Origin of the sequence: Sulfitobacter sp. S223 (assembly GCF_025143825.1) — a bacterium.
Classification (GTDB): Bacteria; Pseudomonadota; Alphaproteobacteria; order Rhodobacterales; family Rhodobacteraceae; genus Sulfitobacter.
This window is the reverse complement of sequence record NZ_CP083560.1, coordinates 1,954,491-1,981,418: the sequence shown is the minus strand read 5'-3', so window position 1 is coordinate 1,981,418 and position 26,928 is coordinate 1,954,491. Positions and strand designations below refer to the sequence as shown.

The 26,928-nt window shown below is 57.1% G+C and carries 23 protein-coding genes; 15 read left to right on the top strand and 8 right to left on the bottom strand.

The window, feature by feature from the left end:
* Positions 1 to 76: 76 nt before the first annotated feature.
* From K3757_RS09510 to K3757_RS09500, 3 genes are read right to left on the bottom strand one after another with little or no spacing between them, the layout of a single operon-like run.
* Entirely contained in the window at positions 77 to 553 is a 477-nt protein-coding gene (locus K3757_RS09510) for a CinA family protein (protein ID WP_259995016.1), read from the bottom strand.
* On the bottom strand, positions 543 to 1,028 hold the full coding sequence (locus K3757_RS09505) for a phosphatidylglycerophosphatase A (RefSeq protein WP_409202542.1): 486 nt from the start codon (positions 1,026 to 1,028) through the stop codon (positions 543 to 545). Before K3757_RS09505 ends, K3757_RS09510 begins: the two co-directional genes overlap by 11 nt.
* Entirely contained in the window at positions 1,025 to 2,155 is a 1,131-nt protein-coding gene (locus tag K3757_RS09500; protein ID WP_259995014.1) for a bifunctional 2-C-methyl-D-erythritol 4-phosphate cytidylyltransferase/2-C-methyl-D-erythritol 2,4-cyclodiphosphate synthase, read from the bottom strand. Before K3757_RS09500 ends, K3757_RS09505 begins: the two co-directional genes overlap by 4 nt.
* Positions 2,156 to 2,361: 206 nt before the next feature.
* On the opposite strand from K3757_RS09500, the gene dusB reads away from it, so the two are divergent.
* The 10 genes from dusB to K3757_RS09450 all read left to right on the top strand — a co-directional run bounded on the left by dusB (position 2,362) and on the right by K3757_RS09450 (position 14,880).
* Complete coding sequence (dusB, locus tag K3757_RS09495; protein WP_259995012.1) at positions 2,362 to 3,339, top strand: tRNA dihydrouridine synthase DusB; 978 nt, start codon at positions 2,362 to 2,364, stop codon at positions 3,337 to 3,339.
* Positions 3,336 to 4,472, top strand: a complete 1,137-nt coding sequence (locus K3757_RS09490; RefSeq protein ID WP_259995010.1) for a nitrogen regulation protein NR(II) — start codon at positions 3,336 to 3,338, stop codon at positions 4,470 to 4,472. Before dusB ends, K3757_RS09490 begins: the two co-directional genes overlap by 4 nt.
* Positions 4,473 to 4,475: 3 nt before the next feature.
* The gene (locus K3757_RS09485; RefSeq protein WP_259995008.1) at positions 4,476 to 5,843 is read left to right on the top strand and encodes a sigma-54 dependent transcriptional regulator; all 1,368 of its coding nucleotides are present in this window, start codon (positions 4,476 to 4,478) and stop codon (positions 5,841 to 5,843) included.
* Between the two features lie 174 nt (positions 5,844 to 6,017).
* Complete coding sequence (locus K3757_RS09480) at positions 6,018 to 8,183, top strand: PAS domain-containing sensor histidine kinase (protein WP_260001224.1); 2,166 nt, start codon at positions 6,018 to 6,020, stop codon at positions 8,181 to 8,183.
* The gene (locus K3757_RS09475) at positions 8,180 to 9,577 is read left to right on the top strand and encodes a sigma-54 dependent transcriptional regulator (RefSeq protein ID WP_259995006.1); all 1,398 of its coding nucleotides are present in this window, start codon (positions 8,180 to 8,182) and stop codon (positions 9,575 to 9,577) included. Before K3757_RS09480 ends, K3757_RS09475 begins: the two co-directional genes overlap by 4 nt.
* 255 nt (positions 9,578 to 9,832) lie before the next feature.
* A complete protein-coding gene (gene trkA, locus K3757_RS09470; protein WP_259995004.1) occupies positions 9,833 to 11,209 on the top strand; it encodes a Trk system potassium transporter TrkA in 1,377 nt (458 codons plus the stop codon).
* Between the two features lie 9 nt (positions 11,210 to 11,218).
* On the top strand, positions 11,219 to 12,748 hold the full coding sequence (locus tag K3757_RS09465) for a TrkH family potassium uptake protein (RefSeq protein WP_409202541.1): 1,530 nt from the start codon (positions 11,219 to 11,221) through the stop codon (positions 12,746 to 12,748).
* 125 nt (positions 12,749 to 12,873) lie between these two features.
* Positions 12,874 to 13,113: an RNA chaperone Hfq gene (gene hfq / locus K3757_RS09460; RefSeq protein ID WP_007119530.1), complete on the top strand. Its 240-nt coding sequence runs from the start codon at positions 12,874 to 12,876 to the stop codon at positions 13,111 to 13,113.
* Positions 13,110 to 14,408 carry a GTPase HflX gene (hflX, locus tag K3757_RS09455; RefSeq protein ID WP_259995002.1) on the top strand — a complete coding sequence of 433 codons (1,299 nt, stop codon included), beginning with the start codon at positions 13,110 to 13,112 and terminating at the stop codon, positions 14,406 to 14,408. The genes hfq and hflX overlap by 4 nt, the downstream gene beginning before the upstream one ends.
* 67 nt (positions 14,409 to 14,475) lie before the next feature.
* Positions 14,476 to 14,880: a DUF2177 family protein gene (locus tag K3757_RS09450; protein ID WP_259995000.1), complete on the top strand. Its 405-nt coding sequence runs from the start codon at positions 14,476 to 14,478 to the stop codon at positions 14,878 to 14,880.
* Positions 14,881 to 14,883: 3 nt separating this feature from the next.
* On the opposite strand, the gene K3757_RS09445 is transcribed toward K3757_RS09450, so the two are convergent.
* Together K3757_RS09445 and K3757_RS09440 are read right to left on the bottom strand one after the other, a co-directional pair.
* Positions 14,884 to 15,450: a pseudouridine synthase gene (locus K3757_RS09445; protein ID WP_259994998.1), complete on the bottom strand. Its 567-nt coding sequence runs from the start codon at positions 15,448 to 15,450 to the stop codon at positions 14,884 to 14,886.
* On the bottom strand, positions 15,447 to 17,915 hold the full coding sequence (locus K3757_RS09440; protein WP_259994988.1) for a penicillin acylase family protein: 2,469 nt from the start codon (positions 17,913 to 17,915) through the stop codon (positions 15,447 to 15,449). Before K3757_RS09440 ends, K3757_RS09445 begins: the two co-directional genes overlap by 4 nt.
* Positions 17,916 to 17,984: 69 nt before the next feature.
* On the opposite strand from K3757_RS09440, the gene K3757_RS09435 reads away from it, so the two are divergent.
* Positions 17,985 to 18,887 (top strand): NAD(P)-dependent oxidoreductase, encoded by a 903-nt coding sequence (locus K3757_RS09435; protein ID WP_260001222.1) that lies wholly within the window; start codon positions 17,985 to 17,987, stop codon positions 18,885 to 18,887.
* A gap of 60 nt (positions 18,888 to 18,947) precedes the next feature.
* Here K3757_RS09435 and K3757_RS09430 read toward each other — a convergent pair whose 3' ends face one another.
* A complete protein-coding gene (locus K3757_RS09430) occupies positions 18,948 to 19,514 on the bottom strand; it encodes a YSC84-related protein (protein WP_259994986.1) in 567 nt (188 codons plus the stop codon).
* 239 nt (positions 19,515 to 19,753) lie between these two features.
* On the opposite strand from K3757_RS09430, the gene K3757_RS09425 reads away from it, so the two are divergent.
* Entirely contained in the window at positions 19,754 to 19,936 is a 183-nt protein-coding gene (locus K3757_RS09425; RefSeq protein WP_259994984.1) for a hypothetical protein, read from the top strand.
* 43 nt (positions 19,937 to 19,979) lie between these two features.
* Complete coding sequence (locus K3757_RS09420; protein ID WP_259994981.1) at positions 19,980 to 20,507, top strand: hypothetical protein; 528 nt, start codon at positions 19,980 to 19,982, stop codon at positions 20,505 to 20,507.
* A 9-nt stretch (positions 20,508 to 20,516) separates the two neighbouring features.
* On the opposite strand, the gene hemB is transcribed toward K3757_RS09420, so the two are convergent.
* Positions 20,517 to 21,515 (bottom strand): porphobilinogen synthase, encoded by a 999-nt coding sequence (gene hemB / locus K3757_RS09415; protein ID WP_259994979.1) that lies wholly within the window; start codon positions 21,513 to 21,515, stop codon positions 20,517 to 20,519.
* A 127-nt stretch (positions 21,516 to 21,642) separates the two neighbouring features.
* Here hemB and K3757_RS09410 point away from each other — a divergent pair, with 127 nt between their 5' ends.
* Positions 21,643 to 22,170 carry a component of SufBCD complex gene (locus K3757_RS09410; RefSeq protein ID WP_259994977.1) on the top strand — a complete coding sequence of 176 codons (528 nt, stop codon included), beginning with the start codon at positions 21,643 to 21,645 and terminating at the stop codon, positions 22,168 to 22,170.
* A gap of 33 nt (positions 22,171 to 22,203) precedes the next feature.
* Positions 22,204 to 25,671, top strand: a complete 3,468-nt coding sequence (gene mfd, locus K3757_RS09405; RefSeq protein ID WP_259994974.1) for a transcription-repair coupling factor — start codon at positions 22,204 to 22,206, stop codon at positions 25,669 to 25,671.
* Here mfd and K3757_RS09400 read toward each other — a convergent pair.
* Complete coding sequence (locus tag K3757_RS09400) at positions 25,668 to 26,861, bottom strand: MFS transporter (protein WP_260001221.1); 1,194 nt, start codon at positions 26,859 to 26,861, stop codon at positions 25,668 to 25,670. The two genes, mfd and K3757_RS09400, sit on opposite strands and share 4 nt — an antisense overlap.
* Between the last annotated feature and the right edge of the window lie 67 nt (positions 26,862 to 26,928).

Here is a 26,928-nt window from a genome sequence, read left to right as displayed (position 1 = left end):
AAGCGGTGATAAAACGGGCAATTGTGAATATGCCCGATCTTTAATCACTTCTGGCGGGCGGATGCTTAATTACAGATCACTTTGAAACCTGCTCCAAAAGCAGGTTCAGGGCATGGTCCCGCGCAGCAAGCCGAACATTCTCGCGGCCCAATGCACCGAATTCAACGGTCATCGGTTTGACCTTTCCTGCGTTGGCAATGGCAAAGCATACGCGCCCTTCAGGCTTATGCTCTGACCCGCCGGGGCCTGCGATACCGGTGATGGAAACTGCGACCTGTGCCTGCGAATGATCAAGTGCGCCAAGAGCCATTTCGCACGCGACCTCTTCAGACACCGCCCCAAATTGGTCCAAACTGTCCTGACGGACGCCAAGCATCTCTGCCTTTGCGGCGTTGGAATAGGTGACAAAACCACGTTCGAAGACTGTGGATGATCCCGCGACATCGGTCAGGGCTGCGGCGACCATACCGCCCGTGCAGCTTTCGGCGGTTGCGATTTTAACGCCTTGGATATCCGCAGCGGCAAGGATTTGTGCCGCAAGTTCAGAAGGCATGATAAACACCCGCTAACAGCACTACACAGATCGCCGCAAAAATACCGGCAAAGACATCGTCCAGCATCACACCCAATGCGTCACCGCGCCGGTCTGCCCATCCAATGATCCACGGTTTCCAGATGTCGAACAGTCTGAAAAACGCAAAGGCAGCTATCCAGCCCGGCCACATCACTGTGATATCAATCCCCATGCGCCAGCTGGCAATCGACAGTGGCAAAAGGGCAATCCACTGGCCGACGAGTTCGTCTATGACAATCTCTGACGGATCGTGATCCTCTGATCCGTCGGTCATTTTTGCCGTCGCCCACCACCCTTTGAGAAATGCCACGACGATCCCGATGGCCAATAGCGGAAAGCCACCGATTACGTGCACCAGCCACGCCCAAGGCAACGCGACAAGTGATCCCCATGTCCCCGGCGCAGGGCGCAGATATCCCACACCCAAGACGGTCCCGATCATCCGCGCAATCATGATTTCACCAACGTGGCTGTGGCGAGACAGGCAATACCTTCGCCGCGACCTGTAAAGCCCAACCGCTCTGACGTTGTCGCCTTTATTGACACCCGCGTGACATCAATCCCCAACATCTCAGCGACGGCAGGGCGCATCGCGGCTGCGTGGGGGCCAACTTTCGGGAATTCGCAAACCAAGGTGCAATCGACATGGGTCAACGAAAAGCCCTGACTGCGGGCCAGTTCGGCCGCATGGCGCAAAAAGATATGGCTCTGCGCGCCTTTCCACTGCGGATCAGAGGGCGGGAAATGGGTGCCGATATCGCCCGCTGCCAGCGCGCCATAGATCGCGTCCGTGATGGTGTGCAGTCCCACATCCGCGTCAGAGTGGCCCACAAGCCCCTGATCATGCGGAATTTTCACACCGCAAAGCATCACATGGTCTCCGGGGCCGAAGGCGTGCACGTCAAAGCCGTTACCGGTGCGTATGTCCATTGTATTCTCCAGTATCCGCGCAGCACGGGCGAAATCGTCCGGAGCGGTGATCTTGATGTTATCAGGGTCACCCGTCGTAATGGCAACCGTCAAGCCTGCGGCACGTGCGACAGCGACATCATCGGCCGCCGCCCCGACATAGTGTTCATAAGCTGACAGGATGGCGTCGCGCCGGAAACCTTGGGGTGTTTGGGCTGCAAACAGCCCGCTGCGGTCCTGCGTGCCCGTCACTTCATTATCCACAGCTGTCCAAAGAGCATCTGTTACGGGTAGGCCCGGTGCTGCGCCTTCATGATCCACCAGTGCCGCGATTACCCCGTTAATGACCGCTCCGCTGACGCAAGGACGTGCCGCATCATGGATAAGGACCGCATCGCAATCCGGCAGGGCAGCAAGACCCGCGCGCACGGAATCGCTACGTTCGGCCCCACCAATTGCTACGGGGATGCCGCGCGCCTCAAACGCTGATGCCTCATGCATATCATCTGGGTGCAGAACCAGTGCGACGGAGGCAACATCAACGTGTCGATCAAACGCAGCTATCGTGTGGTCGATCACCCGTTGAGCGCCAAGCACTTGCCATTGCTTGGGGCGCGGCCCGCCAGCCCGCATGCCACGGCCGGCAGCAACAATCAGGGCACAAACGCGCATAGGATCACTTTCTTCAAGTTATGGAGAGGTATTAGGAAATCCGGCGACCGTGCGCAATGCGACAGCATCATTCGCCATCAGGACTGCTGCCTAATTTTTAATCACTGGGGTGCAGAGAATAGCCCATTTTCAGTGCCCATTCATTGTCTATTCAATTGCTTTAGGCTAATTCCTGTTCAGCCGCCCAAGGATTAAGCACTCTTTTCATGACATTCCCTCTGGATATCACACCACCTGTTTTTCTGGCCCCTATGGCTGGTATAACTGACTTGCCCACCCGCACGCTGGTGGCGCAGTTTGGTGCTGGTCTGGTTGTATCGGAAATGATCGCGTCGGGCGAATGGCTGACCTCACGCCCCGGAACGCGCGAAAAGGCAGAGCTGGGACTTGGCGTTGAGGGGACCTCCGTTCAGATTGCCGGCCGCGAAGCAGGCCCGATGGCTGAGGCTGCGCGGATGATTGCAGGGCAGGGTGCGCGGATCATCGATATAAACATGGGCTGTCCGGCCAAAAAGGTGACGCAAGGTGCCTCCGGCTCTGCTTTGATGAAGACACCGGACCACGCCTTACGCCTCATCGAGGCTGTCGTTGAGGCCGTTGATGTGCCTGTCACGCTCAAGACCCGTCTGGGCTGGGATGATGATATGCGCAATGCGCCGCATATCGCCAGCCGCGCAGAGGCGGCGGGCATTACCATGATTACCATTCATGGCCGGACCCGTTGCCAGTTCTACAAGGGCTGCGCTGACTGGGCCGCTATTCGCGATGTGGTGGATGCGGTTGATATCCCTGTTGTTGCAAATGGCGACATCACAGATACCAGCACATCCCGTCAGGCGCTGGCGCAATCGGGCGCACAAGGGGTGATGATCGGGCGCGGTATACAGGGTCGGCCTTGGCTGTTGGCCCAGATTGCCCATGATATCTATGGCACGCCGGCACCCGTTGTGCCGCAAGGACGTGATTTTTTAGAGATGGCGCTGGGCCACTATGATGCGATGTTGCAGTTCTACGGAACCAAGCTTGGCCTGCGCGTGGCCCGAAAGCATCTAGGCTGGTACATGGATCACGCTGGCGCCACTGATGCCGCACGCCGCGCGGTGCTGACTGCGCGCTCTCCTGAAGAAACAATGATCCTCCTGCCGAATGCACTTGATCCCGACCAACAGGATGCAGCGGCATGAGCGGCAGTGTGAAAATAGGTATTACCCCGGACGAGCGCCCCTTGTGGGCTTCTCTTCCTGTGCCCGCCGTTCTTGTTGGCCCTGACGATCTGATCCTTGACATCAACGCCGCAGCCGAGGGGTTTTTCAATGCCTCCGCCAAGGCGGTGATCGGGGCGCCGGTCTGGGACATGATTGCGGTGGATTCGCCGCTGGAAGAAGCCTTCGGTCGCGCACGTGATACGGAAACGACGCTGTTCGTGAATGATGTCGATGTGGGGAGCGGTCAGCGGGCACCGCTTCAGTCCCAGCTGCAAATCGCGCCGTTGTCCGGCGCCGATGGCGTGATGATTCTGATGATCTCTCCGCGCGAACTGGCTGGACGGATGACGCAAAACCATTCGGTAAAGTCCTCGGCAAAATCCGCAATTGGTATGGCTGAAATGCTGGCGCATGAGATCAAGAATCCGCTGGCGGGGATAACCGGTGCTGCCCAGTTGCTGAGCATGAATTTATCGAGCGATGATCTGGAGCTCACAGATCTGATCGTTGCCGAAAGCCGCCGGATTGTGAAGCTGCTCGAACAGGTGGAGCAATTCGGCAACCTGACCCAACCAGAGCGGGGACCGGTCAACCTGCATGACGTGCTGGACCGCGCGCGCCGGTCGGCCTTGTTGGGTTTCGGCGCGCAAATGAAGATCGTCGAAGACTATGACCCTTCTCTGCCACTGGCGTGGGGGGACAAGGATCAATTGCTGCAAGTGGTGCTTAATCTGGTCAAAAACGCGTCAGAGGCTGCGGGCAGGGACGGCGGCACGATTCGTCTGCACAGTTATTATGAACACTCTTTCCGGCTGCGTCGTGCAGACGGGCGTGGGATGGCATTGCCGTTGCAGATCGAAATCATTGATGATGGCCCCGGTCTGCCGGAAAACATTGCAGGCGATATTTTTGATCCCTTTGTATCGGGCCGTGAAAACGGCACGGGTCTGGGATTGGCGTTGGTGAGCAAGATCATATCCGAGCATGACGGGTGGATTTCGGTGACCTCTGCACCCGGACGAACCGTGTTTCGGATTTCCCTGCCGCGGGCAGACTCCCACGAAGACCCTAAATCGAATGCCGCGGACAAAGCGTCCGAAAAGGAGACTTAAGAGATGGATGGCACAGTTCTGGTAGCAGATGACGACCGCACCATTCGCACGGTGCTGACACAGGCGCTGACCCGTGCGGGCTGTAAGGTTCACGCAACGTCCAGCCTGACAACGCTGATGCGTTGGGTATCCGAAGGCAAGGGCGATGTTGTGATCTCCGATGTGGTCATGCCGGATGGCAACGGGCTTGAGATGCTGCCGAAGATTGCGCAGGATCGCCCTGATCTGCCGGTGATCGTCATCTCGGCGCAGAATACGATCATGACCGCAATCAAGGCCGCCGAAGCACAGGCCTATGACTACCTGCCGAAGCCATTCGACCTGCCTGATTTGATGAAGCGGACCGCCCGCGCGCTTGAGCGGTCTGGGACCCCGCGCCGTGCGCCAGTCATCGATCATGAAAAGGACGAGGACGATCTGCCTATGGTGGGTAAAACCGCCGTGATGCAATCGCTGTACCGTGTCATCGCACGGGTCATGAATACCGATTTGCCTGTCCTTATCTGGGGGGAAAGCGGCACGGGCAAGTCGCTGATTGCACGGGCGATCCACGATCTCTCGGACCGCCGGTCCATGCCATTTGTTACAGTGACAGAAGCCGACCTGCGTGACCTTGAAGGACCTGCGCGCGTGCTGGCTCGGGTCCGCGGCGGGACACTGCTCATTGATGAGATCGGCGACATCTCGGAAGAAGTGCAGGCCCGGATCGCAAGGATGATGGACGCGGAAAGCGACAACCAGCCGCGCTTTATCGCGACCATGCAGAACAATCCGTCCAACGATTCATCGCAGGACACGTTGCGCCGTGATCTATATTACCGTTTGTCCGGTGCCACTTTGCACGTTCCGGCGCTGCGCGATCGTGTCGAAGACATCCCATTGCTTGCCGCGCATTTCCTCGAGAAAGCGGATGCAGGGAATGGCGCACCCCATGCTTTGTCCGAAGGTGCGGCAAAAGTATTTGCAAATTACACATGGCCCGGCAATGTCCGCCAGTTGGAGCACGCGATGCGTCAACTGGCTCTTACCAGCCGCGCGGTAGAGATTTCGACTGCCGAAGCAGAGCAAATCGCCGGTGCCGAGCCCGGACCAGAGCCGTCTCACGTCGCGCCCAGCGGGGAAAAACTCGGCGCGAGCGTCGAAAGGCACATCCGGCGATATTTCGAGCTGCACGGTAATATGTTGCCGCCACCCGGCCTGTATCAGCGTATTTTAAGGGAAGTTGAGGCACCACTGCTTGAGGTGGCGCTTGCAGCGACATCCGGCAATCAGGCAAAATGCGCCGAATTGTTGGGTATCAACCGGAATACATTGCGAAAGAAAATCACGGACCTTGAAATAGAGGTTACACGTGGCCGAAAGATGATGTAAAAGTATCACATAACCGTGGCCATCAAGGGACATCCTTGGTCAGGACCACATAATATGGCGGTACGGTGCAATTGCACCACATCAGGTGAGGATCCCTTCGTGGCATCCCGAACACGTAGTTCATGGCTCGTTCAGCTGTCGCGTTTGCGACGGCTAAAGCGTGTGCGCACGCTGATGACCTTTGGATTGGTCGTCTTGGGGCCGGTATTGGCATTGGCCACGTATCTGGCGCTTGGCCCGCTGGATAAGGGCAGCACGGATGTGCTGCGTTTGATTCTGCTATTGGATCTTATTTATATTCTGCTGGTTGCAGCGCTTGTGCTGTCACAGGTAGCGCGGCTGATTGCAGCCAGGCGGGCAAAGTCCGCAGGATCGCGTCTGCATCTACGCCTGACAGGTGTGTTCGCCCTGATGGCTCTGATTCCCACGGTTTCCGTGGCGGTTTTCGCCGTGCTGACGATCAACGTCGGCATCGAGGGCTGGTTCTCTGAACGGGTGCGGGTTGTGGTCGGTAATTCGCTGCTGGCAGCCGAAGCCTATGCCAACGAAGAACGCGAAGCCCTCCGTGATGATGCCCTTAGCCTTGCGCGTAGCATTGACCGCGCCCGCCGTGGGGGGATCGAGCTGAGCGATAGCGAGCTACTGGGCGAAGGCCAACGCCAAATCCAGCGCGGGTTGCGCGAAGCTTATATGATTGATGCCACAGCCGAAATTCGTGCGCGTGGTGATCGGTCATATCTGTTCAACTTCGAGGCCCCCACAGCCGAGCAGATTGCCATTGCAGACCGCTCGGACGTTCATTTGATCGAGGATTGGGCCAACAACGAATTCCGCGCGCTGGTCCGATTGAATTCCTTTGTAGACAGGTTTCTTTATGTCAGCCGTGAAGTTGATGGCGAAATCCTGAGCCTGCTGGACGAGACGCAAGAGACGATCCGCCTGTATCAGCAACTTGAAAGCGAACGTGGCCGAATGCTGTTCGAGTTCGGGCTGCTTTATCTAGCTTTTGCCGTGATCATTATTCTGGCGGCTGTATGGCTGGGGCTGTGGTTTGCCGAACGTTTGTCGGGGCCTGTCGGCCGTTTGACGGGGGCAGCCCAACAGGTCGGGGCAGGGGATCTGGACGTTCAGGTGCGCGAAGACGATGGCGATGATGAAATTGCGATGTTGGGTCGTTACTTCAACCAGATGACCAAGCAGTTGAAGGGGCAGCGGAACACGCTGCTGGACAACACCCGCCAGATTGAACGCCGCCGCCGCCTGTTTGATTCTGTCCTTAGCTCGGTCACCTCTGGCGTTGTGGGGCTGGACCCCGAGGGGCGCGTGACCTTTGTGAATCGATCTGCCATGCGTTTGCTGGATTGGGAAGAAGACCAGCAATCCCTGGCGCTTACCGTGGCTGTGCCGGAATTCGGTCCGCTTTATGAGACGCTGACAACCACCCAAACCGAAGCCACCCAGCAAGAGATAAAGGTTTCGCGCCAAGGCCGGATGGAGAACCTGCTGGTCCGCATGTCAACGCGGCGAACAGATGACGGGCGACTAGAGGGTTATGTGGTCGCGTTCGATGACGTAACCGATCTGGTCAGTGCGCAACGCATGGCCGCATGGGGCGACGTGGCGCGGCGCATCGCCCACGAGATCAAAAACCCGCTGACCCCGATTCAGCTTTCGGCTGAGCGGATCAAACGGAAATTCGGTCCGAAATTGGGGGCGGACAGCGATAGTCTGGACCAGATGACAGGTGTCATCATCCGTCAGACCGGCGATCTACGGCGCATCGTCGATGAATTTTCGAAGTTCGCCCGCATGCCTGAGCCCGAGCGGCGGGCACAGGATCTGAGCCAGCTGGTGCGCGATGCCGTATTGCTACAAAAAACCGGTAGGCCGGACATAACGCTGGTTTCAGATATCCCCAAGACGCCGCTACCTGCCATGATAGACGGCACCATGATCACACAGGCTTTGACCAACCTGATCAAGAACGCAGGCGAAGCGATTGATACGCTTAAGGAAAAAGGCGCGCCCGATGATCTGAAGCCGCAAGTTCACGTGCGTATGCATAGTGATGGCACATCGGCACATATCACAATTTCAGACAACGGCGTTGGCCTACCTGAAGACCGCGCACGCCTGTTTGAACCATACGTGACAACGCGCAGTGAAGGCACCGGCCTTGGCCTGCCGATCGTCAAGAAAATTATCGAGGAGCATGGCGGAAGCCTGATCCTTTCGGATGCCCCCGTCTTTGAGGGGCAACACCACTTTGGCGCCATGGCTGAGATCACTCTGCCTTTGGGGCTCGACCTGAATGACGGCTTTGAGGAGCATAAAATATGAGCGATATTCTTATTGTAGATGACGAGCGCGATATCCGTGAGCTGATCTCGGATATTCTCGAAGACGAAGGCTATGCCACGCGGCTTGCCGGCAATTCCGATGATGCCATGGCAGCCGTGAACACAGAGCCGCCCGCGTTGATGATCCTCGATATCTGGCTCAAAGACAGCAAGATGGACGGGATCGACATCCTCAAATCCGTCAAGCGCGACAATCCTGATGTGCCTGTGGTAATTATCTCGGGCCATGGCAATGTCGAAATCGCTGTCGCCGCGATCAAACAGGGTGCCTATGATTTCATAGAAAAACCCTTCAATATTGATCAGTTGATGGTGGTGATCCGCCGCGCAATGGAGACGTCTCGCCTGCGCCGCGAAAACATCAGCCTAAAGCGCAAAGACAGCAACGGTTCCGAAATGATCGGCAACTCCGGCTCTTTCCGCACGTTGGTGGGGCAGCTTGATAAGGTGACCAAATCTAACGGGCGTGTCATGCTGTCAGGGCCTGCGGGCGCGGGTAAAGAGGTGGCCGCGCGCTACATCCACGCCAACTCCAACCGTGCCTCTGCGCCGTTTATCACCGTCAACTGCGCCGGCGTGGCGCCTGAGCGGATGGAAGAAGTCCTTTTCGGCCGCGAAACCGCGGACCGCGGTGTTGAGCCGGGCCTGTTAGAGCAGGCGCATGGCGGTGTGGTCTACTTTGATGAAGTCGCCGACATGCCCCTTGGGACCCAATCCAAAATCCTGCGCGTGCTGGTAGACCAGCAATTTACCCGTGTTGGTGGCAACGATAAAGTGCGTGTAGACTTGCGTGTAATTTCCAGCACGAACAAAGACTTGTCAGCCGAAATTGAAGCGGGTCAGTTTCGCGAAGAACTCTATCACCGCCTGAATGTTGTGCCGATCATAGTCCCGTCACTTGCTGAACGGCGCGAGGATATCCCATTGCTTGCCGCCCACTTCATCGGGGAATTTAACGCCTCCCAAGGGCTGCCGCTGCGCGATATAACCGATGATGCGCAGGCTTTGATGCAGACAATGCTGTGGCCCGGCAACGTTCGCCAGCTCAAAAATATGGTCGAACGCGTTCTCATTCTCGGCGAAGGCACTGCGCCGATTGATGCCCGTGAACTGCCGGGCGAAGAAGACCATAGCGAAGAAGATGGCCGCGTTGTCCTTTCTGGCGCGATGGCAACCCTGCCACTGCGAGAGGCCCGTGAAGCATTCGAACGGGAATATCTGCTCACCCAGATCAACCGCTTTGGCGGTAACATCAGCCGCACAGCCAATTTCGTTGGCATGGAACGGTCAGCACTGCACCGGAAACTCAAAAGCCTCGGCGTCGTCACATCCGCCAAATCCGGCACCCGCGTGGCTCATGTGGACGAAGAATAATCCCCACACTTCGTCGCCCATTTCTTTTGGCCGAAAATATCCCGGGGAGTTCATCCCGATAGGGATGAACGGGGCAGAGCCCCTCAACCATCCTGGCACGCTCCGTCCTCATTGACGGGGCGCAGACCCTTATTCTTGAGACCGGACAATTGAATTGACCACGCGCGCACGTTCTGACATTTGTTGGCGCATTCAGGCACAGGCGTGTCGGCGGCGTCTTATGTGCCGCCTGACCCAGCAGGGGATCTCCAAACCATGAAAGTCATCATTTGCGGCGCAGGCCAGGTCGGCTGGCAGATTGCCCGTCATTTGTCAGGTGAGCGGAACGATGTCACTGTGGTGGACAGCAACGCCGATCTGGTTCGTCGGGCAACTGATACACTTGACGTACAAGGCGTTGCTGGCTTTGCAAGCTATCCGGATGTGCTTGATCGTGCGGGCGCACGTGATGCGGATATGATCATTGCTGCGACCCATTCTGATGAGGTCAATATGGTGACCTGTCAGGTCGCCCATTCGGTTTTTGGCATCAACCGCAAGATCGCACGCCTGCGATCACAGTCATATCTTGATGCGATCTACTCTGATCTGTATCGCCGCGACCACCTGCCGATTGATGTGGTCATCAGCCCTGAACGCGAAGTAGCGGCTGCTGCCCTCCAGCGACTTGCCGCACCTGCGGCGTTTGACACCGAAGTTTTCATGGACGGAGAAGCCCAACTTTTGGGGATCACCCTGGACGAAGACTGTCCGGTTCTTAACACGCCGTTGCGCCAGTTGACTGATCTTTTTTCGACTCTGCGTGCTGTAGTGGTCGGTATCCGGCGCGAGGGGACGCTTTTCGCACCAGAACCCAAAGACCAGCTTTTTGCCGGTGACGATGCCTATTTGTTTGTGCATCGCGATGATATTTCCCGTGCGATGGAAATTTTTGGCAAGAAATCCACCTCGCAAGAACGGGTGGTGCTTGTCGGCGGGGGGAACGTGGGGCTCTCCGTTGCCCTGACACTTGAACGGCGTGCAAAACGTGTGCGCGCAAAAGTGATCGAAAAAAACCGGAGTTGCGCCGAACGCGCCGCTGAGGCGCTGGAGCGCACGATTGTCTTGAACGGCGACGGATTGGACGCCGCCTTGCTGGCAGAAGCGGGCATAGACCGCGCCGATGCGATGCTTGCCGTCACGGATGATGACAAAACGAATATGCTTGCCTGTGTGCGCGCCAAGGCCGAGGGATGCCCCTATGTCATTGCCCTTATCAACGATCCGACGCTTGTACCACTGATGCAGCCACTCGGCATTGACGCCTATATCAACCCGCGCGCAACGACGGTCAGTTCCATCCTGCGCCACATTCGCCACGGCCGTGTGCGATCGGTCTATTCCATTGGCGATGCAGAGGCCGAAGTGATCGAAGCCGAAGTGCTTTCGACCTCTCCGATCGCTGGCAAGAAAATTCACGAAATCGATTTCCCGGAAGGAGCGCTTTTGGGGGCCGTCCGTAAGGGTGATAAAATCATCCGTCCAATGGGCGATACCCGCATTGAAGAGGGCGATGTGATCGCTGTTTTCGTTTTGGCGAAGGACGTTGCACAGCTCGAACAGCTGATGCAGGTCTCTATCGACTTTTTCTAGGCAGATCGCGTGAAACGCAAAAGCAGCATACGCAAGGATCTGAGACAGCTACCGCTGTTTTTGCTGATGTTCGGGGCCGGCGTTTTTTCCATGTTTTTGCCAGCGGCCTATGCGCTTGTTGCGGATCGGCATGAAACCAGTCAGGCGTTTTTTTATGCCGCTCTGCTTGGCACGGCCACATTCCTGCTCATCGGGGTGGCCCATGCGGGCCGCGCACCGCGTCACGGCGCGCTGGGGCCGCTGCTTTCACTGTTCTCGGCCTTTGTATTTTTGCCTGTCATTTTCGCCATTCCTTTTGTGGAGGCATTGCCGACCACGCGTTTCTATAATGCCTACTTCGAGATGCTCAGCGCTTTTACCACGACAGGGGCCACGCTGTTTGACGATCCGACACGGCTTGGGCCCGCTTTGCATCTGTGGCGTGCGCAGGTCGCCTGGATGGGCGGGCTGTTGATGTGGGTTGCGGCAGTGGCCATTCTTGCACCGCGTAATCTGGGCGGTTTTGAAGTGACTGCGCAAGCTGAACCAGGCCGCCGTGAGACCGGCTTGCATAACACCACGCCGATCAGTGCGCGCGCCAAGATCGGTCGCGCTGTACAGACGCTCGGACCGCTTTATGTCGGATTGACGGTGGTCCTTTGGGTGTTGCTGGCAATCACCGGTCAAAGTGGATTGAATGCACTTTGCTATGCGATGTCTGTGATGGCAACATCCGGCATCTCCGCCACCGGTTCCGCGCCTGCGGGCGGGCTGGTAGCAGAGATCATCATGTCAATGTTCATGCTTTTTGCGCTGTCGCGCCTGACATTCACTTCGGACACGATGACGGCGACTCAGGGCGGGCTGCGCACCGATCCGGAATTCCGCATTGGCCTTGGCATTGTAATTTTGGTACCGTTGGTCTTGTTCGCGCGTCATTTTGTTGGCGCCTTTGATCTCGACAGTGCCAATACATTTGGATCGGCATTTAGCGCGCTTTGGGGTTCGCTGTTTACGGTGGTTTCTTTCCTTTCCACAACGGGCTTTGTTTCGGCTTACTGGAGCGAGACGCAAAGCTGGTCGGGGCTCGGGACTCCGGGACTGATATTGATGGGGCTGGCCTTGGTCGGGGGCGGGGTTGCCACAACCGCTGGTGGCGTGAAGCTTTTGCGCGTTTATGCGCTTTATCGCAACGCCCTGCGGGAGATGGAGCGCCTGGTGCATCCGCATTCCGTTTCGGGGGCTGGCGTGGCGGGGCGGCGTTTGCAGTCCGGAGGGGCCTTTATTGCATGGATATTCTTCATGCTTTTCGCCCTTTCATTTGCAGGCGTCACCATGGCGCTGACCCTTGAGGGAGTGTCGTTTGATGATGCTCTGGTGCTGTCCATTGCGATGTTGTCAACGACCGGTCCGCTGACCGAAGTAGGGGGAGAAGCGCCCATTGCGCTGCTTTCTCTGAGTGATTCAGCAAAAGCGATACTGGCCGGCGCGATGGTTTTGGGACGGCTTGAAACATTGGCAATTATCGCTTTGCTTACCCCTGATCTGTGGCGTAGCTGACACGGCGTCAAAGGACGCGATGCCGTTGCCAACTTTTGGGGGTGGAAACTTCTAAACAGGCACTTCATAGTCCGTCGGGACTAGCCGATTGCGGCAAAAGACAAGAAAAAATGAAAGATCAAACTATGGCGTCTGATAGACAGAACCTTCAGGATGCGTTCCTGAACCACGTACGCAAGACCAAAGTACCGGTAACAATCTTCCTGATCAACGGTGTGAAACTGCAGGGCGTCATTACATGGTTTGACAACTTCTGCGTTCTGCTGCGCCGCGATGGCCAATCGCAACTGGTCTACAAACATGCCATTTCTACGATCATGCCAAGCCAGCCGATCAGCTTGTATGAGGGCGAAGACGCTTCTTGAGCAAAGAACAATTCCAGATTGACGAGACAGACGGCCCCGCAAAAACACGCGCATGGGTCCTGCATCCTGACATCAAAAATGACAATGACCGGCGCAACGCCGTTCCTGCGTTAGAAGAAGCCGTCGCTTTGGCGGAGGCTTTGCCGAACCTTGAGGTAATCGGCTCTGACGTCGTGCCGCTGCGGACGGTGAATGCAGGCCATTTGTTTGGCTCCGGCAAAATCAACGAACTGCGCGAAATTCTGCACGACAATGAGATCGAGCTTGTATTGGTTGACGGTCCTGTCAGTCCGGTACAGCAACGAAATCTTGAAAAAGCGTGGAAGGTCAAACTGCTCGACCGGACAGGTCTGATTCTGGAAATCTTCAGTGACCGTGCCGCCACCCGTGAAGGCGTGCTTCAGGTTGAGATGGCAGCCCTTAACTATCAACGTACCCGATTGGTGCGCGCATGGACCCACCTTGAGCGGCAGCGCGGCGGCCTTGGTTTTGTGGGTGGCCCTGGTGAGACACAGATCGAGGCTGACCGCCGTGCAATTGACGAACAGCTTGTCCGGTTACGTCGGCAGCTTGAAAAGGTTGTTAAAACCCGTGCGCTGCACCGCGCGGCCCGCGCAAAGGTGCCGTATCCGATTGTTGCCTTGGTGGGCTACACCAACGCCGGTAAATCGACGCTTTTCAACAGATTGACCGGTGCGGACGTTCTGGTCAAAGATATGCTCTTTGCCACTTTGGACCCTACGATGCGCAGTCTTGAGCTGCTTGACGGGCCGGAAATCATTCTAAGCGATACAGTTGGGTTTATTTCCGATCTGCCCACAGAACTTGTGGCCGCGTTCCGTGCGACCCTAGAAGAAGTGTTGGCCGCCGACATCATTCTGCATGTCCGCGATGTCTCGCATGCCGAGACAGAGGAACAGGCGCATGACGTGCGCGAAATTCTCAAATCTCTTGGGGTGCCGCAAGAAACGCGCACCTTCGAGGTTTGGAATAAGCTCGATCTGCTGCCCGATGACAGAGCCGATGCCATGCGGGAGCGTGCCGCACGCGACGAAAACGTGCTGGCTATCTCTGCGATCACGGGTGAGGGGCTTGATGCCTTGCAAACCGCAGTCGCGGAGGCGTTGCAAGGCGCCCTGCGCACAGCAGAGCTGTCACTGACCTTTGCCGAAGGCCGTAAGCGGGCGTGGCTTTTTGCGCAAGACGTGGTGATGTCAGAAACCCAGACTGAAGACGGCTTTGATCTGACAGTGCGATGGTCCGCTGATGTAGAAGCCGCATACCAGCGTCTGTAAAAATTTCTTCGCATTCCGGTTCAGTCGCTACATATCACTTTAGTAAGTGTTCCAGCGGAGACCCCCGATGTCCTATACCCTTGCCTATGTTGTGACCTTCCTTGTCTTTCTAGCCGTAGACTTTGTCGGTCTAAGCTATCTCATCAAACCTTTGTTTGAGCGTGCAATTGGCCCCCTGATGCTAGAGAACTTCCGCGTGGTGCCCGCGTTCCTGTTCTATGCGTTTCTGGTTTTTGTGGTGATGTGGTTCGTATCCTGGCCCGCGTTGTCCGCCGACAAATCCCTGCTGTGGGTGTTCGGGTCAGCAGCGTTGATCGGGGCGGCCGCCTATGGCACCTACGAATTCACCAACTACGCCATACTGAAGGATTGGACCACGACGTTGGTCATGGCCGATTTGGCGTGGGGCACGTTCCTTACCGGATTTTCCGCAACCGCCGGTGTGGCGCTTGCGCGGCTATTTACCAGCTAGTTCTCAAGCACCTGTAGCCGAGGCAAAGCGCCACGCACCGGGGCGCAGCTGGTTCAGCTCCCAGTTGCCGACCTGTAGACGGATCAGGCGCAGGGTCGGCATCCCGACATGCGCGGTCATCCGGCGCACCTGACGATTGCGACCCTCTGATATTGTGATCTGTAGCCACGCATCAGGAACAGATTTTCGAAATCGCACTGGTGGGTCACGCTGCCAAAGATTATCTGGTGGGGTAGTGACTTCAACGCGGGCAGGGCGGGTCATCCCATCCTTCAGCGCCACACCGCGGCGTAATGCCTCCAACGCTTTTTCGTCTGGTGTGCCTTCGACTTGCACCAGATAGGTTTTTTCCAGCTTGTATTTCGGATTTGAAATCCGCGCCTGCAAAGGGCCGTGATCTGTCAGAACCATCAGGCCTTCGCTATCACGGTCCAGACGGCCAGCAGGGTAAAACCCCGGCTCATCAATGAAGCCGGAGAGGGTCGGCCGGGGCGAACCTTCGGTGCCTTTGTCCGTGAATTGCGACAGCACACCATAGGGCTTGTTGAACAGGATGACACGGTTGCTCATGGGGCAAGCGGGATCAGCAGGGTCACGCCGACAGATGCTGCGCGAGCAAGCTCCTGGTCCAGTGACATCGGGATATATTCGCCACGCCGCCACATCTGCGCCAGATCATCGTAATGGCGGGACAGGAAATGTCCTGACTGGCCGGTCGAGGACACAAACACCGAACTATCCGGATCAGCAAAATCGTAAACCCCGCGATACCCCGCGCCATGAACGTTGAGAAACGGATCGGGGTCTGTTCCTTTGGTGCGACCGCGCATCAGCGTGTGGTCGCCGCCAGATGTGCTTTGCCGGATGTTGACGAAATACCGCAGCAAGGGAACTTCACCCAGAACCGGATGGTCATGGGTCGCCTGATGGGCGTCACCCCATCGCAGGGATTCCAATGCCGTGCCGTATTCCTGAGATATTTGCAAAAGAGCGTCATCCAACGCAAGCCTCGCCATGTCTGCGCAGGTTTCTACCGGCGCGGACTGGAACACATCGCACCACGCATTTGCGCCTTCCACGTTGCGGAAGACACGCTCGATGAACAGGGGCTCTACGTGGGTAAATTCGGCTGTGAGCGGGCCAAGTTCGTCGCGGATCAGGCGATCTTGTAGCGCCCGCAGCCACGTCGCGTAGATCAACGGCTCTGGCATGTGTTCATTCATCTCACCCGACCAGCCGGCAAGCAGGCTTAGCGCACGCTGGCGCAACGCTTCGGATGTGCCTTCTGGCGCAGCCTCTCCGGTGAACCAAAGCTCGGCACCGATCAATGGCAACAAGGAGCGCGCGGTAAAGCTGACAGTATCAAGCTGGGCTTCGATGAAGCTGTCGCGCGTGTGGACCTGACGGCCCTGCATCAACCGCTGCCAGCGCTGCACACGCTGCGTGTCGCCCCACTCATAAGACACATGGTTAGGGAAAGGGCGATCGACCATCTTGTTATTCGTATTGCCCAAAATCCCGCCCGCAGGCGCAACAAAACCGGGATTGGCGCTGAAAGGCAGGGTCCCTTGCCAGCGGTTTGTCGCGATCCAACCGGGGCTTGGTAGCCGACCTTTGCTCTGGTGTTTCGGATCACGCTTGGGGGCAGCGCCAATAGTCTTCATCGCAATGTTTTCGTGATCTACCAGCGTCAGGTTCTGGGAGGGCGCGATAAAGCCTTTGGCAGCGGCGATCCCGTCTGCAACTGTCTTGGCCCCCATCAGCTCCATCGCGGCTTGCATGGTGGTGTCGTTGGGGCTCAATACCGTCCAGTTGACAGAGGCGACGTGCCCCGGCGGCGTGACCGACGCAAGGTTGTAGTGCGTTCCGGGCAGGACAGGGCCGTTATCCGTCCAGCGCAGCGTCAGGGTCACCGGATCAAGGTCTTTGACCGTGATGATCGAAGCCCGTTTGACAAATTTCTTGAACCCGTCCGGCGTTCGGTATTCTTCGCGGTTCGCCGGGTTCAGCTCTTCTATGTAGACATCCTGATCATCCAGATAAGAGGATGTTATCCCCCACCCCAGATCCGCAGAGCGACCACTAAGAACGACGGGAATGCCGGGGATCGTCGCGCCGATTACGCCACCTGTCTCAAGCTCGAGACGAGCGAGATACCAGATGGCAGGGGCGGTGAAACCAAGGTGGGGATCATTGGCAAGCAAAGTGCCCCCCGAAGCGGAACGCGATGGCGCAGCGGCCCACGCGTTTGAGGCCCCCGCAAAGGCGGTCCGCTTGAACGGCGACAGCGGATGGGCGCTATAAGGCTGCGTCTGGGCAAAGCGGGGCACATCGGGAAAAAGGGTCGCATATTGGGGCAGGGAAGCCACGCCAGTACCGGGGGCGTCTGGCAGTATATCGCGCAAACGTGCGGCGTCTGGCAGCGCCAAAGACACGCGTGCCCGCATCACTTCCGCGTCCAGATGACCGGACAGCTGCAAACCCATAAGTTTGACGATCGCGATGCTGTCGGCCGGCCGCCATGGTGCCATCGGTGCGTTGAAAAGGAACATCTCCGGTGCGCCGCGTCCCAACGCATCAGAGTTGATTTGGTCCAGCCGCGCATTCACGCCGTCCGCATAGGCGCGCAAGGCGTTCTGGGTCCGTTCGTCCAACGCCTCCATCGAGGCAACGGAGAGTGCGTAGATGTCGAGACGCCGCAACAGTTTGTCTGTATCAAGCGTCGCTGCGCCAAAAACCTCTGACAGGCGACCCTGCGCAGTGCGGCGCATTGTAGTCATCTGCCACAGACGGTCCTGTGCATGGGCAAACCCAAGACCAAAGAAGACATCTTCGTCCTGGGGGGCAAAGATATGGGGTACGTTGGCATTGTCGCGCACGATCTCGACCGTACGTTCAAGATTTGGCACCTCTATTTCCGCGTTGTAGTCAGGCAATGACCGCGAGGCGAGCCAGTACACAGCGGTCACTACCAGCACGCTTAACACCAGCAACCCCGCTGCAAGCCGAATAAGCCAGCGAAAAACCAAAGCCATAGAACCCTCCGAAACCGCCCCGTGCCGTGTTTGACCCTGCGGTCCACGGTGATAGGTATATGCGCAGCAATAGCGCAACATCATAGTAAGGAAAAGCACATGGCGAAGCTGGCGTTTTTAGGTTTGGGCGTGATGGGGGCTCCTATGGCGGGGCACCTGCAGAAAGCAGGTCATGAGGTGACGGTGTATAACCGTACGACGGCCAAGGCCGAAGACTGGACAAAAACCTATGGCGGTGCCTTCGCCGCGACACCGCGCGAAGCTGCCGAGGGGGCTGATTTCGTGATGTCTTGCGTTGGCAACGACGACGACCTGCGGTCTGTCTGTCTAGGCGATGATGGGGCCTTTGCGGGCATGCAGGCAGGGGCGGTGTTTGTGGATCACACCACCGTTTCCGCTGCTGTTACACGCGAACTCTATGCCGCAGCCACAGACGCGAAGATCAGCTTTGTTGACGCGCCGATTTCCGGCGGTCAGGCCGGCGCGGAGAATGCGCAGCTTTCGATCATGTGCGGTGGGGACGAAGCCGCGTTCAATGCAGCGTTGCCGGTGATGGAGGTCTATTCCAAAATTTGTCGCCGCATCGGAGACAGCGGTGCGGGCCAGATGACCAAGATGTGCAACCAGATCGCCATCGCAGGCGTGGTTCAGGGGCTGTCTGAGGCTTTGCATTTCGCCGAGAAAGCAGGATTGGACGGGCGCGCTGTGGTAGAGGTGATCAGTCAGGGCGCTGCGGGTAGTTGGCAGATGGCCAACCGCTATGAGACAATGCTTGATGATGAGTTTGATCACGGCTTTGCCGTCGACTGGATGCGCAAAGATCTGGGAATTTGTCTGGACACGGCAGATGAGACGGGCGCGAGTTTGCCGATCACGGCACTGGTAGATCAATTCTACAAGGATGTGCAGAAACTGGGCGGTGGCCGCTGGGACACCTCAAGCCTGATCAAGCGCCTCAGAAAAATGGGCTGAAGAAAACCCGTTTAAAAACAGGAATATGTGGCACCACATTAAGGTGGTGCCACAAATCGTTTAGGGGATGATCCGCGTATACTTGCTGCCTTCAAGCGTCGCACCGATCCGAAGACCCGCGCGGCCAAAAACAACAGCCAATACAGGGGACAGCACAGTATTTGTGTCTGCACTTACGCTGTCGCCGCGATCAGAAATGACATATTCGATGTTGGCGCCTGCGGCCCAACCTGGCGCACGACGGAAGCTCGTCAACGCATCATCTGTCATAAAGAACAACACGTGCGCATATTGCTGTGCACCGATCTGCAAACCGCCCGTGGCCTTTGTCACCGAATAGTAGTCCACGGAAATGTTGTTCACCCGCAAAGCGCCGCGCCCGTAAGCGCCGCCCAGACCAAGGCCAGCCTCGGTCACCAGCGGCATCACAAGCATGCCGTTTGATTTATCCGCGAGGGTGCGGGTGTTGGGGAAGGTGCGGTACATTTCTTCGAGCGTCCTGTCGACGCGCGCATCAATTGTGCCGGCCCCGCCGGAGCCGATGCCGTTCCCGCAAGCGGCCAAAGTGCTGGTGCCAGCAACCGCGCCCAACGCAAATGCGCGGCGCGTAAGAATAGAATGGGTCATGTGATTTGCCTGTCTCGTTACACTGCTCGAATTGCCGGTATTGTCCGACTTGAACATACTATAGGCGGATTTTTGCGGGATGTCATCGCCTTTGACCGATTGGGCGGAAAGATGCTGTATCCTCCGCCGCCACGTCGGGAAAATAGGGCTGTAATTCAACAGCCAGCAGGCCGGAAGAGGCCCGCATTCCGCCCCAAGCACGCCATAAATAGGCATTAGGAATGCACGCGGGCCCGTATTTGTCTGAGGAGATCGGGATTATAAAAGACTTTGCGATTATTGCATTTTATCTGATGGCGCTGCCCGCGCAGGATGTTGCGCCAGTGAAGGGAAGTGCGTTTCATCAATCGCTGCGGGAGGCGGGGGTTTCAACTGGAATTGCTCAGCTTGGAACAGCAAGCGGCCCCCGGATTCAAATTTGATAAGAACAAAGTAACCGAGAACTACAAAAAACAGCAGACTGTCTTGCTTGACGCATGGACCAATTTCAAAGAAAAGCGCCCGCTCAATGATGCGTACCGCACGCAGCTGCAGCACACGTACGAGGCTGCAGAAGCGGCCTATCCGGAGTTCAAAAGCGCGTCTGTCCGAGGATGTGCTGATCCGGAACGGCAAATCACGGTCAACTATATGGAGCAGGATGGAAACGTGCAGTTTGCAACAGCCTATGTGCCGTTGTGGGATTTCAAGGCAACGGACCGCGACAAATCAATGGAAACTCTGCTGACGGACGCGGCCAAAGCATTTGAGAACATGACCGGAGAGACGCTGGATATATCCATTCAGGACGCGATGGCGATCATATACCGTATGGCAAGTGAGCAAAGTCCGGAACAGGGTAACCCCTTGCTTTTGGCCGATACAAACGGGCGCGTCATGCTGACAACAGTTCCGCTGGATGGTCTCACCCTGATCTATCTTCCGCGCCAAGACGTGGAAGGAATTGCGGCCCTGAGAGACTGGTTTGGGGGCTACAGTTTTATGCCATTTTGAGCTACAGCTTTACCCGCGAAGCAGTTTTGCCGCGGCTGGCGCAAAATATGTCAGGATACCGTCGCAGCCGGCACGCTTGAACGCCATAAGGCTTTCCATCATCACGCGTTCTTCGTCGATCATGCCCGCCGCTGCGGCGGCTTTGATCATGCTGTATTCGCCTGACACCTGATAGGCGAAGGTCGGCGCGCCGAACGCGTCTTTTACGCGGCGGCAGATGTCGAGATAGGGCAGGCCCGGTTTCACCATCACCATATCAGCGCCCTCAGACAGGTCACGGGCCACAAGGCGCAATGCCTCATCACTGTTGGCGGGGTCCATCTGATAGGTCTTCTTGTCGCCCGTCAGCGCACCGGAGGCACCGACCGCATCGCGGAACGGGCCGTAAAAGGCGCTGGCGTATTTCGCAGCGTAGCTCAGGATCATCACATTCTGATGGCCTTCCGCCTCAAGTCCTGCGCGGATCGCACCAATGCGCCCGTCCATCATATCCGACGGTCCAATGATATCCGCGCCGGCGCGTGCCTGTTCGACGGACATTTTCACCAACGCCTGCACAGTGGTGTCATTGATGATCTCGCCATCCACCACAAAACCGTCGTGACCGTTGATGTTGTAGGTATCCAGCGCCACATCGGTCATGATGACAAGATCGGGCAGCACGGCCTTGATTGCACGAATTGCACGGTTCACGTGGTTGTCAGGATCCCACGCACCGGCGCAATCTTCTGTACGTTCTTCAAGACCGGTGTAGGGAAACAGACACAGGGCGCCGATGCCCAGATCCCAAGCTTCCTGAGCCACTTCTACGATCTTGTCGACGGACCGGCGGGAAACCCCGGGCATGGAGGGAATATCCTCAACAATACCTTCACCGGAGCGCACAAAAACAGGCCAAATAAAATCTGCCGCCGACAGGTAATTCTCGCGAACCAGACCGCGAATACCTTCGTTCTGGCGTACCCGACGCAGGCGTGTGGCAGGAAAGGGGGCTTGGATCGGCTGCATGGTGGGGTCCTTTTGGTTGGTCGCGCAAAGCTGTCATGTATTTTTGCCATGCTCAAGAGGTCTCGAGGGGTAGGAATCTGCTGCAAGGCTCGCTATGACACATAATAAGTGAATAACGAGCATTGCTTTGGACTGGTACGAAACCCTATTTGAATTGATCGACATGCGCTCTTTCTCGAACCTTTGGTTCTGGATTGCGATGGCTGTCGTTTGGTCAACAACCAGCCATTACGGGCTTGGCGTGCCTTTTGATATGGTGCTGCGCGCCAAGCGTCACGGCGGCCAGACCGAGATTGATCTCGAAGACCTCGTGCGCATCAACACCAACCGGATATTATTCATCGCGCAAATGTCGGGTTTGTGGATCGCCGGATTTGCCTGCTTTTTCCTGACGATGCTGGCGATGCTTGGCTTCGTATACGGCAATGAATTTTCCCAAGCGGTGATCCTGCTCGCGTTTCCGTTGTCTTTGGTGGGTTTGCTAAGCATTTCAACAGCGCGTCTAATTCAGGAAGAAGACGCGCGCGGAGAAAAGCTGCGTCGCCGGTTGATGCGTCACCGCCTGTACACCCAGATTATCGGGATGATTGCGATTTTCGTGACCGCCCTTTGGGGGATGTACCAGAACCTAAATGTCGGCCCTTTTGGCGGTTGACACCAGCGCGCCAAGCGCCACATCACACTCCACATGAAATCACCAACACATATCACGCTGTCCGGCGCTCCCGAAGGGTTTGACGCCAAACTTCTCTTGGCCGAAGTTGCTAAATCTTCTGGTCCGGTTTTGCACATTGCCCGTGACGACAAGCGTATGGTCGCTATGCAAGAAGCGCTGCGCTTTTTCGCACCGGATATGCCAGTCGTGGTGTTTCCCGGCTGGGATTGTCTGCCGTATGACCGTGTGTCGCCAAACGCTGACATTTCTGCCCAACGGATGGCCACGTTGGCAGGGCTGGTGCACGGAATGCCAAGCCAGTTCATCCTGCTCACAACCTTGGGTGCCGCGACACAGCGCGTGCCTGCGCGTGACGTTCTGCGCGATGCAGCATGGAGCGCTCGGGTAGGGGCACGTGTCGATGAAAAAGGGCTGCGGGAGTTTCTGGTGCGCATGGGCTTTGTTCAAAGCCCCACGGTGATGGAACCGGGCGATTACGCGGTGCGCGGCGGGATTATTGATATCTATCCCCCCGGTGATATGGGCCCCGTCCGTCTTGATCTGTTCGGCGATGTTCTGGACGGTGCTCGACGCTTTGATCCGGCCACCCAGCGAACTACCGAAAAACTGGATATTGTTGAGCTGGCTCCGGTGTCCGAAGTTATTCTGGATGACGCGGCGATCACCCGCTTTCGACAGAATTACCGGATCGAATTCGGTGCCGCTGGTACAGATGACCCATTGTATGAAGCCATCAGCGCAGGCCGCAAGCATCAGGGCGCAGAGCATTGGCTGGCCTTCTACTACGAGTCTCTTGAGACGCTTTTTGATTACCTACCAGAAGCGACGATCACGCTGGATGATCAGTTAACAGCGATGCGTCTGGCGCGTTGGGACAGCGTTGCGGATCAATACGAGACCCGCAAGATTGCCATGGCCACCCGTTCCAAAATGGACAGCGTGTACAAGCCTGCTCCGGCCGACGGGCTGTATCTGGATGATGCAGCATGGGAGACCGCTGTTGCAGATCGCCGTGTGCTGCAACTGGCACCCTTGCCGCAGCCCACAGGTCTTGGGGTGGTCGATGCCGGCGGGCGCATCGGGCGAAATTTCTCGCCGGAGCGGCAACAGGAATCGATCAGCCTTTTCGGCGCCTTGGCATCCCACATTAAATCAAAGCTCGAAATTGGGCCTGTGCTGATTGCCAGCTATTCCGAAGGTGCGCGAGAGCGGCTGACAGGTTTGATTGAGGAAGAAGGGCTTGCCGAAGCAATCCCCGTTGCCAATGCCACACGCATCGGCAAACGCGGTCTTCATCTGGCCGTCTGGGCGCTGGAGCATGGCTTCGAGACGCCGGATCTTACCGTCATCTCAGAGCAGGATGTGCTGGGCGACCGCCTGATCCGGCGCCCTAAACGCAAACGCCGTGCCGAGAACTTCCTGTCGGAAGTCCAAAGCCTGACGCCCAATGATCTGGTGGTCCACGTGGACCACGGTATTGGCCGCTATCTGGGGATGGAAGTCATCACCGCCATTGGTGCGGCCCATGAATGTCTGGTGCTTGAATACGCAGAGCAATCAAAGCTTTACCTACCTGTCGAGAATATCGAGCTGCTCAGCAAATATGGCCATGAAGAGGGCCTGCTGGATAAATTGGGCGGCGGTGCCTGGCAATCCAAGAAGGCCAAGCTCAAAGAGCGTATCCGCGAGATGGCGGACAAGCTTATCCGCATCGCGGCTGAGCGTGCCTTGCGCCGTGCGCCCGTGCTTGAGCCGCCTCCGGGCATGTGGGACGCCTTTGCCGCGCGTTTTCCCTATCAGGAAACCGACGACCAGCTGTCGGCCATTGGCGATGTGATTGATGATCTGACATCGGGCAGTCCGATGGACCGTCTGGTGGTAGGGGATGTGGGCTTTGGCAAAACCGAGGTCGCGATGCGGGCGGCTTTTGTCGCGGCGATGTCCGGTGTTCAGGTGGCCGTAATCGCGCCCACGACATTGCTCGCGCGGCAGCATTATAAGTCTTTTGCAGAGCGGTTTCGAGGTTTCCCGATCGAGGTGCGCCAGCTGAGCCGTTTTGTAAGCACAAAGGATGCCAATCTTACCCGTGACGGGATCACCAAAGGCACCGTTGATATTGTAATCGGCACGCATGCGCTGCTCGCCAAAACCATCAAGTTCAAGGATCTTGGCCTATTGGTCATCGACGAAGAACAGCATTTTGGCGTGAACCACAAAGAGCGGCTGAAGGCGATGCGCACGGATGTGCATGTGCTAACCCTTACGGCAACTCCAATCCCGCGGACCTTGCAGCTGAGCCTGACAGGCGTGCGTGATCTGAGCATCATCGGAACGCCTCCAGTGGATCGCCTGAGCATCCGGACCTATGTGTCCGAATTCGACACCATCACCCTGCGCGAGGCGCTGCTGCGAGAACATTATCGCGGCGGGCAGTCTTTCTATGTGGTGCCGCGTATCAGTGACCTGCCAGAGATCGAAGCCTTTTTGAAAGAACAGCTGCCCGAACTGACCTATGTCGTCGCCCATGGCCAGATGGCTGCGGGTGAACTGGATGACCGCATGAATGCCTTCTATGATGGCAGCTATGACATCCTGCTGGCGACCACGATTGTGGAAAGTGGTCTGGACATCCCGACCGCCAATACGATGATCATCCACCGTGCGGATATGTTCGGGCTTGCGCAGCTTTATCAGATCAGGGGCCGTGTCGGCCGCTCCAAAACGCGGGCGTATGCCTATCTCACGACAAAGCCGCGTGCGAAACTGACCCCGCTAGCTGAGAAACGTCTGCGTGTGTTGGGCAGCCTTGATACGTTGGGGGCTGGTTTCACGTTGGCTTCTCAAGACCTTGATATTCGTGGGGCAGGGAACCTGTTGGGCGAAGAGCAATCGGGACAAATGCGCGATGTTGGGTTCGAACTGTATCAATCCATGCTGGAAGACGCGATTGCCAAAATCCGGTCGGGTGAGCTGGAAGGTGTCGTCGATGATGACGGCCAGTGGGCACCACAGATCAACCTTGGTGTCCCCGTTCTGATCCCGGAGGCTTTCGTTCCCGATCTTGATGTCCGCCTTGGCCTGTACCGCCGCCTGTCTGAACTGACCACCAAGGTTGAGCTGGAAGGCTTCGCAGCCGAGCTGATCGACCGTTTCGGCACGCTACCGCGTGAGGTAAACACGCTGATGTTGGTCGTGCGTATCAAGGCCATGTGTAAACGCGCAGGGATCGCGAAGTTGGATGGCGGGCCAAAGGGCGCGACGATCCAGTTCCACAATGACAAATTCGCGTCACCCGAAGGGCTGGTTAAGTTCATTCAGGACCAGCGTGGCCTGGCCAAGGTCAAAGATAACAAGATCGTCGTGCGCCGTGATTGGAAAACCGACGCGGATAAAATCAAGGGTGCGTTTGCGATTGCCCGCGATCTGGCAGAACACGTGATCGCCAAGCAGAAGGCGGCGAAAAAGGCAAAAGATTCCTAAGCGGGGGCGCGTCTGCGCGCCACGCGGCGCATCGCCAGCATGCACGCCACGCTGATAACAGCGAGCACGAGCACCGAAGATGTCAGCAGGCGCACGTCGCCTTGAAAGACTGTCCCGATAGGACCGGAAATCAGGACCGCTCCGATGGTTGAGATGGCCCCAATGACTGACGCTGCCATGCCGGCAATATGGCCCATCGGTTCCATCGCCAGGGCATTCAGGTTGCCAATTGTTAGCCCCGCTTGAAAAAAGATGGTGGTTTGCCAGAATAGGAAAAAGTAGAAACCGTACGCGCCGCTTGTCAGGTTTAGCACTAGAAAACAGCCCGAAATCACGATCTGCGCTGTCAGTGCCAGCGTCACCAGTCGCTGCATCCCGAAGCGGAAAACAACCAGCGCATTCAGCAAACTTGCCGAGCCCGCGATGATCGCGATGCCAAAGAACCAGAACGGAAATTCGTCGCCGCGCGCGTAAACGACATCATATATTGGCTGCACCAGCATAAGCGTCAAAAACAGCATCGCGGAGACCAACATTTGAACAAAGATGGACAAACGCACAACCGGATGCGCCACCATTTCCGCCACCGCGCTGAACATCAGACCCAAACGCATGAGGCGACGGTTTTCCCTTGGGAGCGTCTCAGGCAGGCGGACCATCATCCATGTCGAATAGATCAGCGCAAAGCAAATATAAGCGATGAAAATGCCTCGCCAATTGCTCCAGCCGATGATGAACGAACCCAAAAGCGGCGCAACCGCTGGAACAAGAACGAAGATCATCATCACAACCGACATGACCTGCGCCATCTGGCGGCCGGAATAGCGGTCGCGCGCGATAGCGTTTGCAACGACGCGTGGTCCCGCAGCACCCAATCCCTGTAGTATCCGGCCCACCAATACCACCTCAAGCGTCTGGCTGGCCCATGCGATGCCTGCGCCAACGATGAACAATATGCTTGCCCCGATTATGACCGGTTTTCGCCCGAAGGCATCTGAAAGCGGACCGGTAAAAAACGTGCCAATCCCCATGCCCAATAGAAACATGCTTAGAATAAGTGGCGCGCGATGCGGCGCGTCAGGCGTAAGTTCTTCTGCGATCTGCGGGAGCGCCGGCAGCATGGCATCAATGGAAAAGGCGACACAAGCGATCATCATGGCAAGCAGCGCCACAAATTCTGTCCGGCTCATCGGAAAGGGGGTCGTCGATAACGGCAAGGGGGCTCCGATGCACGCAAGGTCGGTCACAAACTATTGC

Coding starts and splice junctions, on each gene's coding strand:
- K3757_RS09445 (WP_259994998.1), bottom strand. CDS start 15,450: ATGAGCAACCGTGTCATCCTGTTCAACAAGCCCTATGGTGTGCTGTCG.
- K3757_RS09510 (WP_259995016.1), bottom strand. CDS start 553: ATGCCTTCTGAACTTGCGGCACAAATCCTTGCCGCTGCGGATATCCAA.
- hfq (WP_007119530.1), top strand. CDS start 12,874: ATGGCGTCTGATAGACAGAACCTTCAGGATGCGTTCCTGAACCACGTA.
- mfd (WP_259994974.1), top strand. CDS start 22,204: ATGAAATCACCAACACATATCACGCTGTCCGGCGCTCCCGAAGGGTTT.
- K3757_RS09480 (WP_260001224.1), top strand. CDS start 6,018: ATGACCTTTGGATTGGTCGTCTTGGGGCCGGTATTGGCATTGGCCACG.
- K3757_RS09505 (WP_409202542.1), bottom strand. CDS start 1,028: ATGATTGCGCGGATGATCGGGACCGTCTTGGGTGTGGGATATCTGCGC.
- K3757_RS09485 (WP_259995008.1), top strand. CDS start 4,476: ATGGATGGCACAGTTCTGGTAGCAGATGACGACCGCACCATTCGCACG.
- K3757_RS09475 (WP_259995006.1), top strand. CDS start 8,180: ATGAGCGATATTCTTATTGTAGATGACGAGCGCGATATCCGTGAGCTG.
- K3757_RS09490 (WP_259995010.1), top strand. CDS start 3,336: ATGAGCGGCAGTGTGAAAATAGGTATTACCCCGGACGAGCGCCCCTTG.
- K3757_RS09440 (WP_259994988.1), bottom strand. CDS start 17,915: ATGGCTTTGGTTTTTCGCTGGCTTATTCGGCTTGCAGCGGGGTTGCTG.
- trkA (WP_259995004.1), top strand. CDS start 9,833: ATGAAAGTCATCATTTGCGGCGCAGGCCAGGTCGGCTGGCAGATTGCC.
- K3757_RS09450 (WP_259995000.1), top strand. CDS start 14,476: ATGTCCTATACCCTTGCCTATGTTGTGACCTTCCTTGTCTTTCTAGCC.
- K3757_RS09430 (WP_259994986.1), bottom strand. CDS start 19,514: ATGACCCATTCTATTCTTACGCGCCGCGCATTTGCGTTGGGCGCGGTT.
- dusB (WP_259995012.1), top strand. CDS start 2,362: ATGACATTCCCTCTGGATATCACACCACCTGTTTTTCTGGCCCCTATG.
- K3757_RS09500 (WP_259995014.1), bottom strand. CDS start 2,155: ATGCGCGTTTGTGCCCTGATTGTTGCTGCCGGCCGTGGCATGCGGGCT.
- K3757_RS09400 (WP_260001221.1), bottom strand. CDS start 26,861: ATGAGCCGGACAGAATTTGTGGCGCTGCTTGCCATGATGATCGCTTGT.
- hemB (WP_259994979.1), bottom strand. CDS start 21,515: ATGCAGCCGATCCAAGCCCCCTTTCCTGCCACACGCCTGCGTCGGGTA.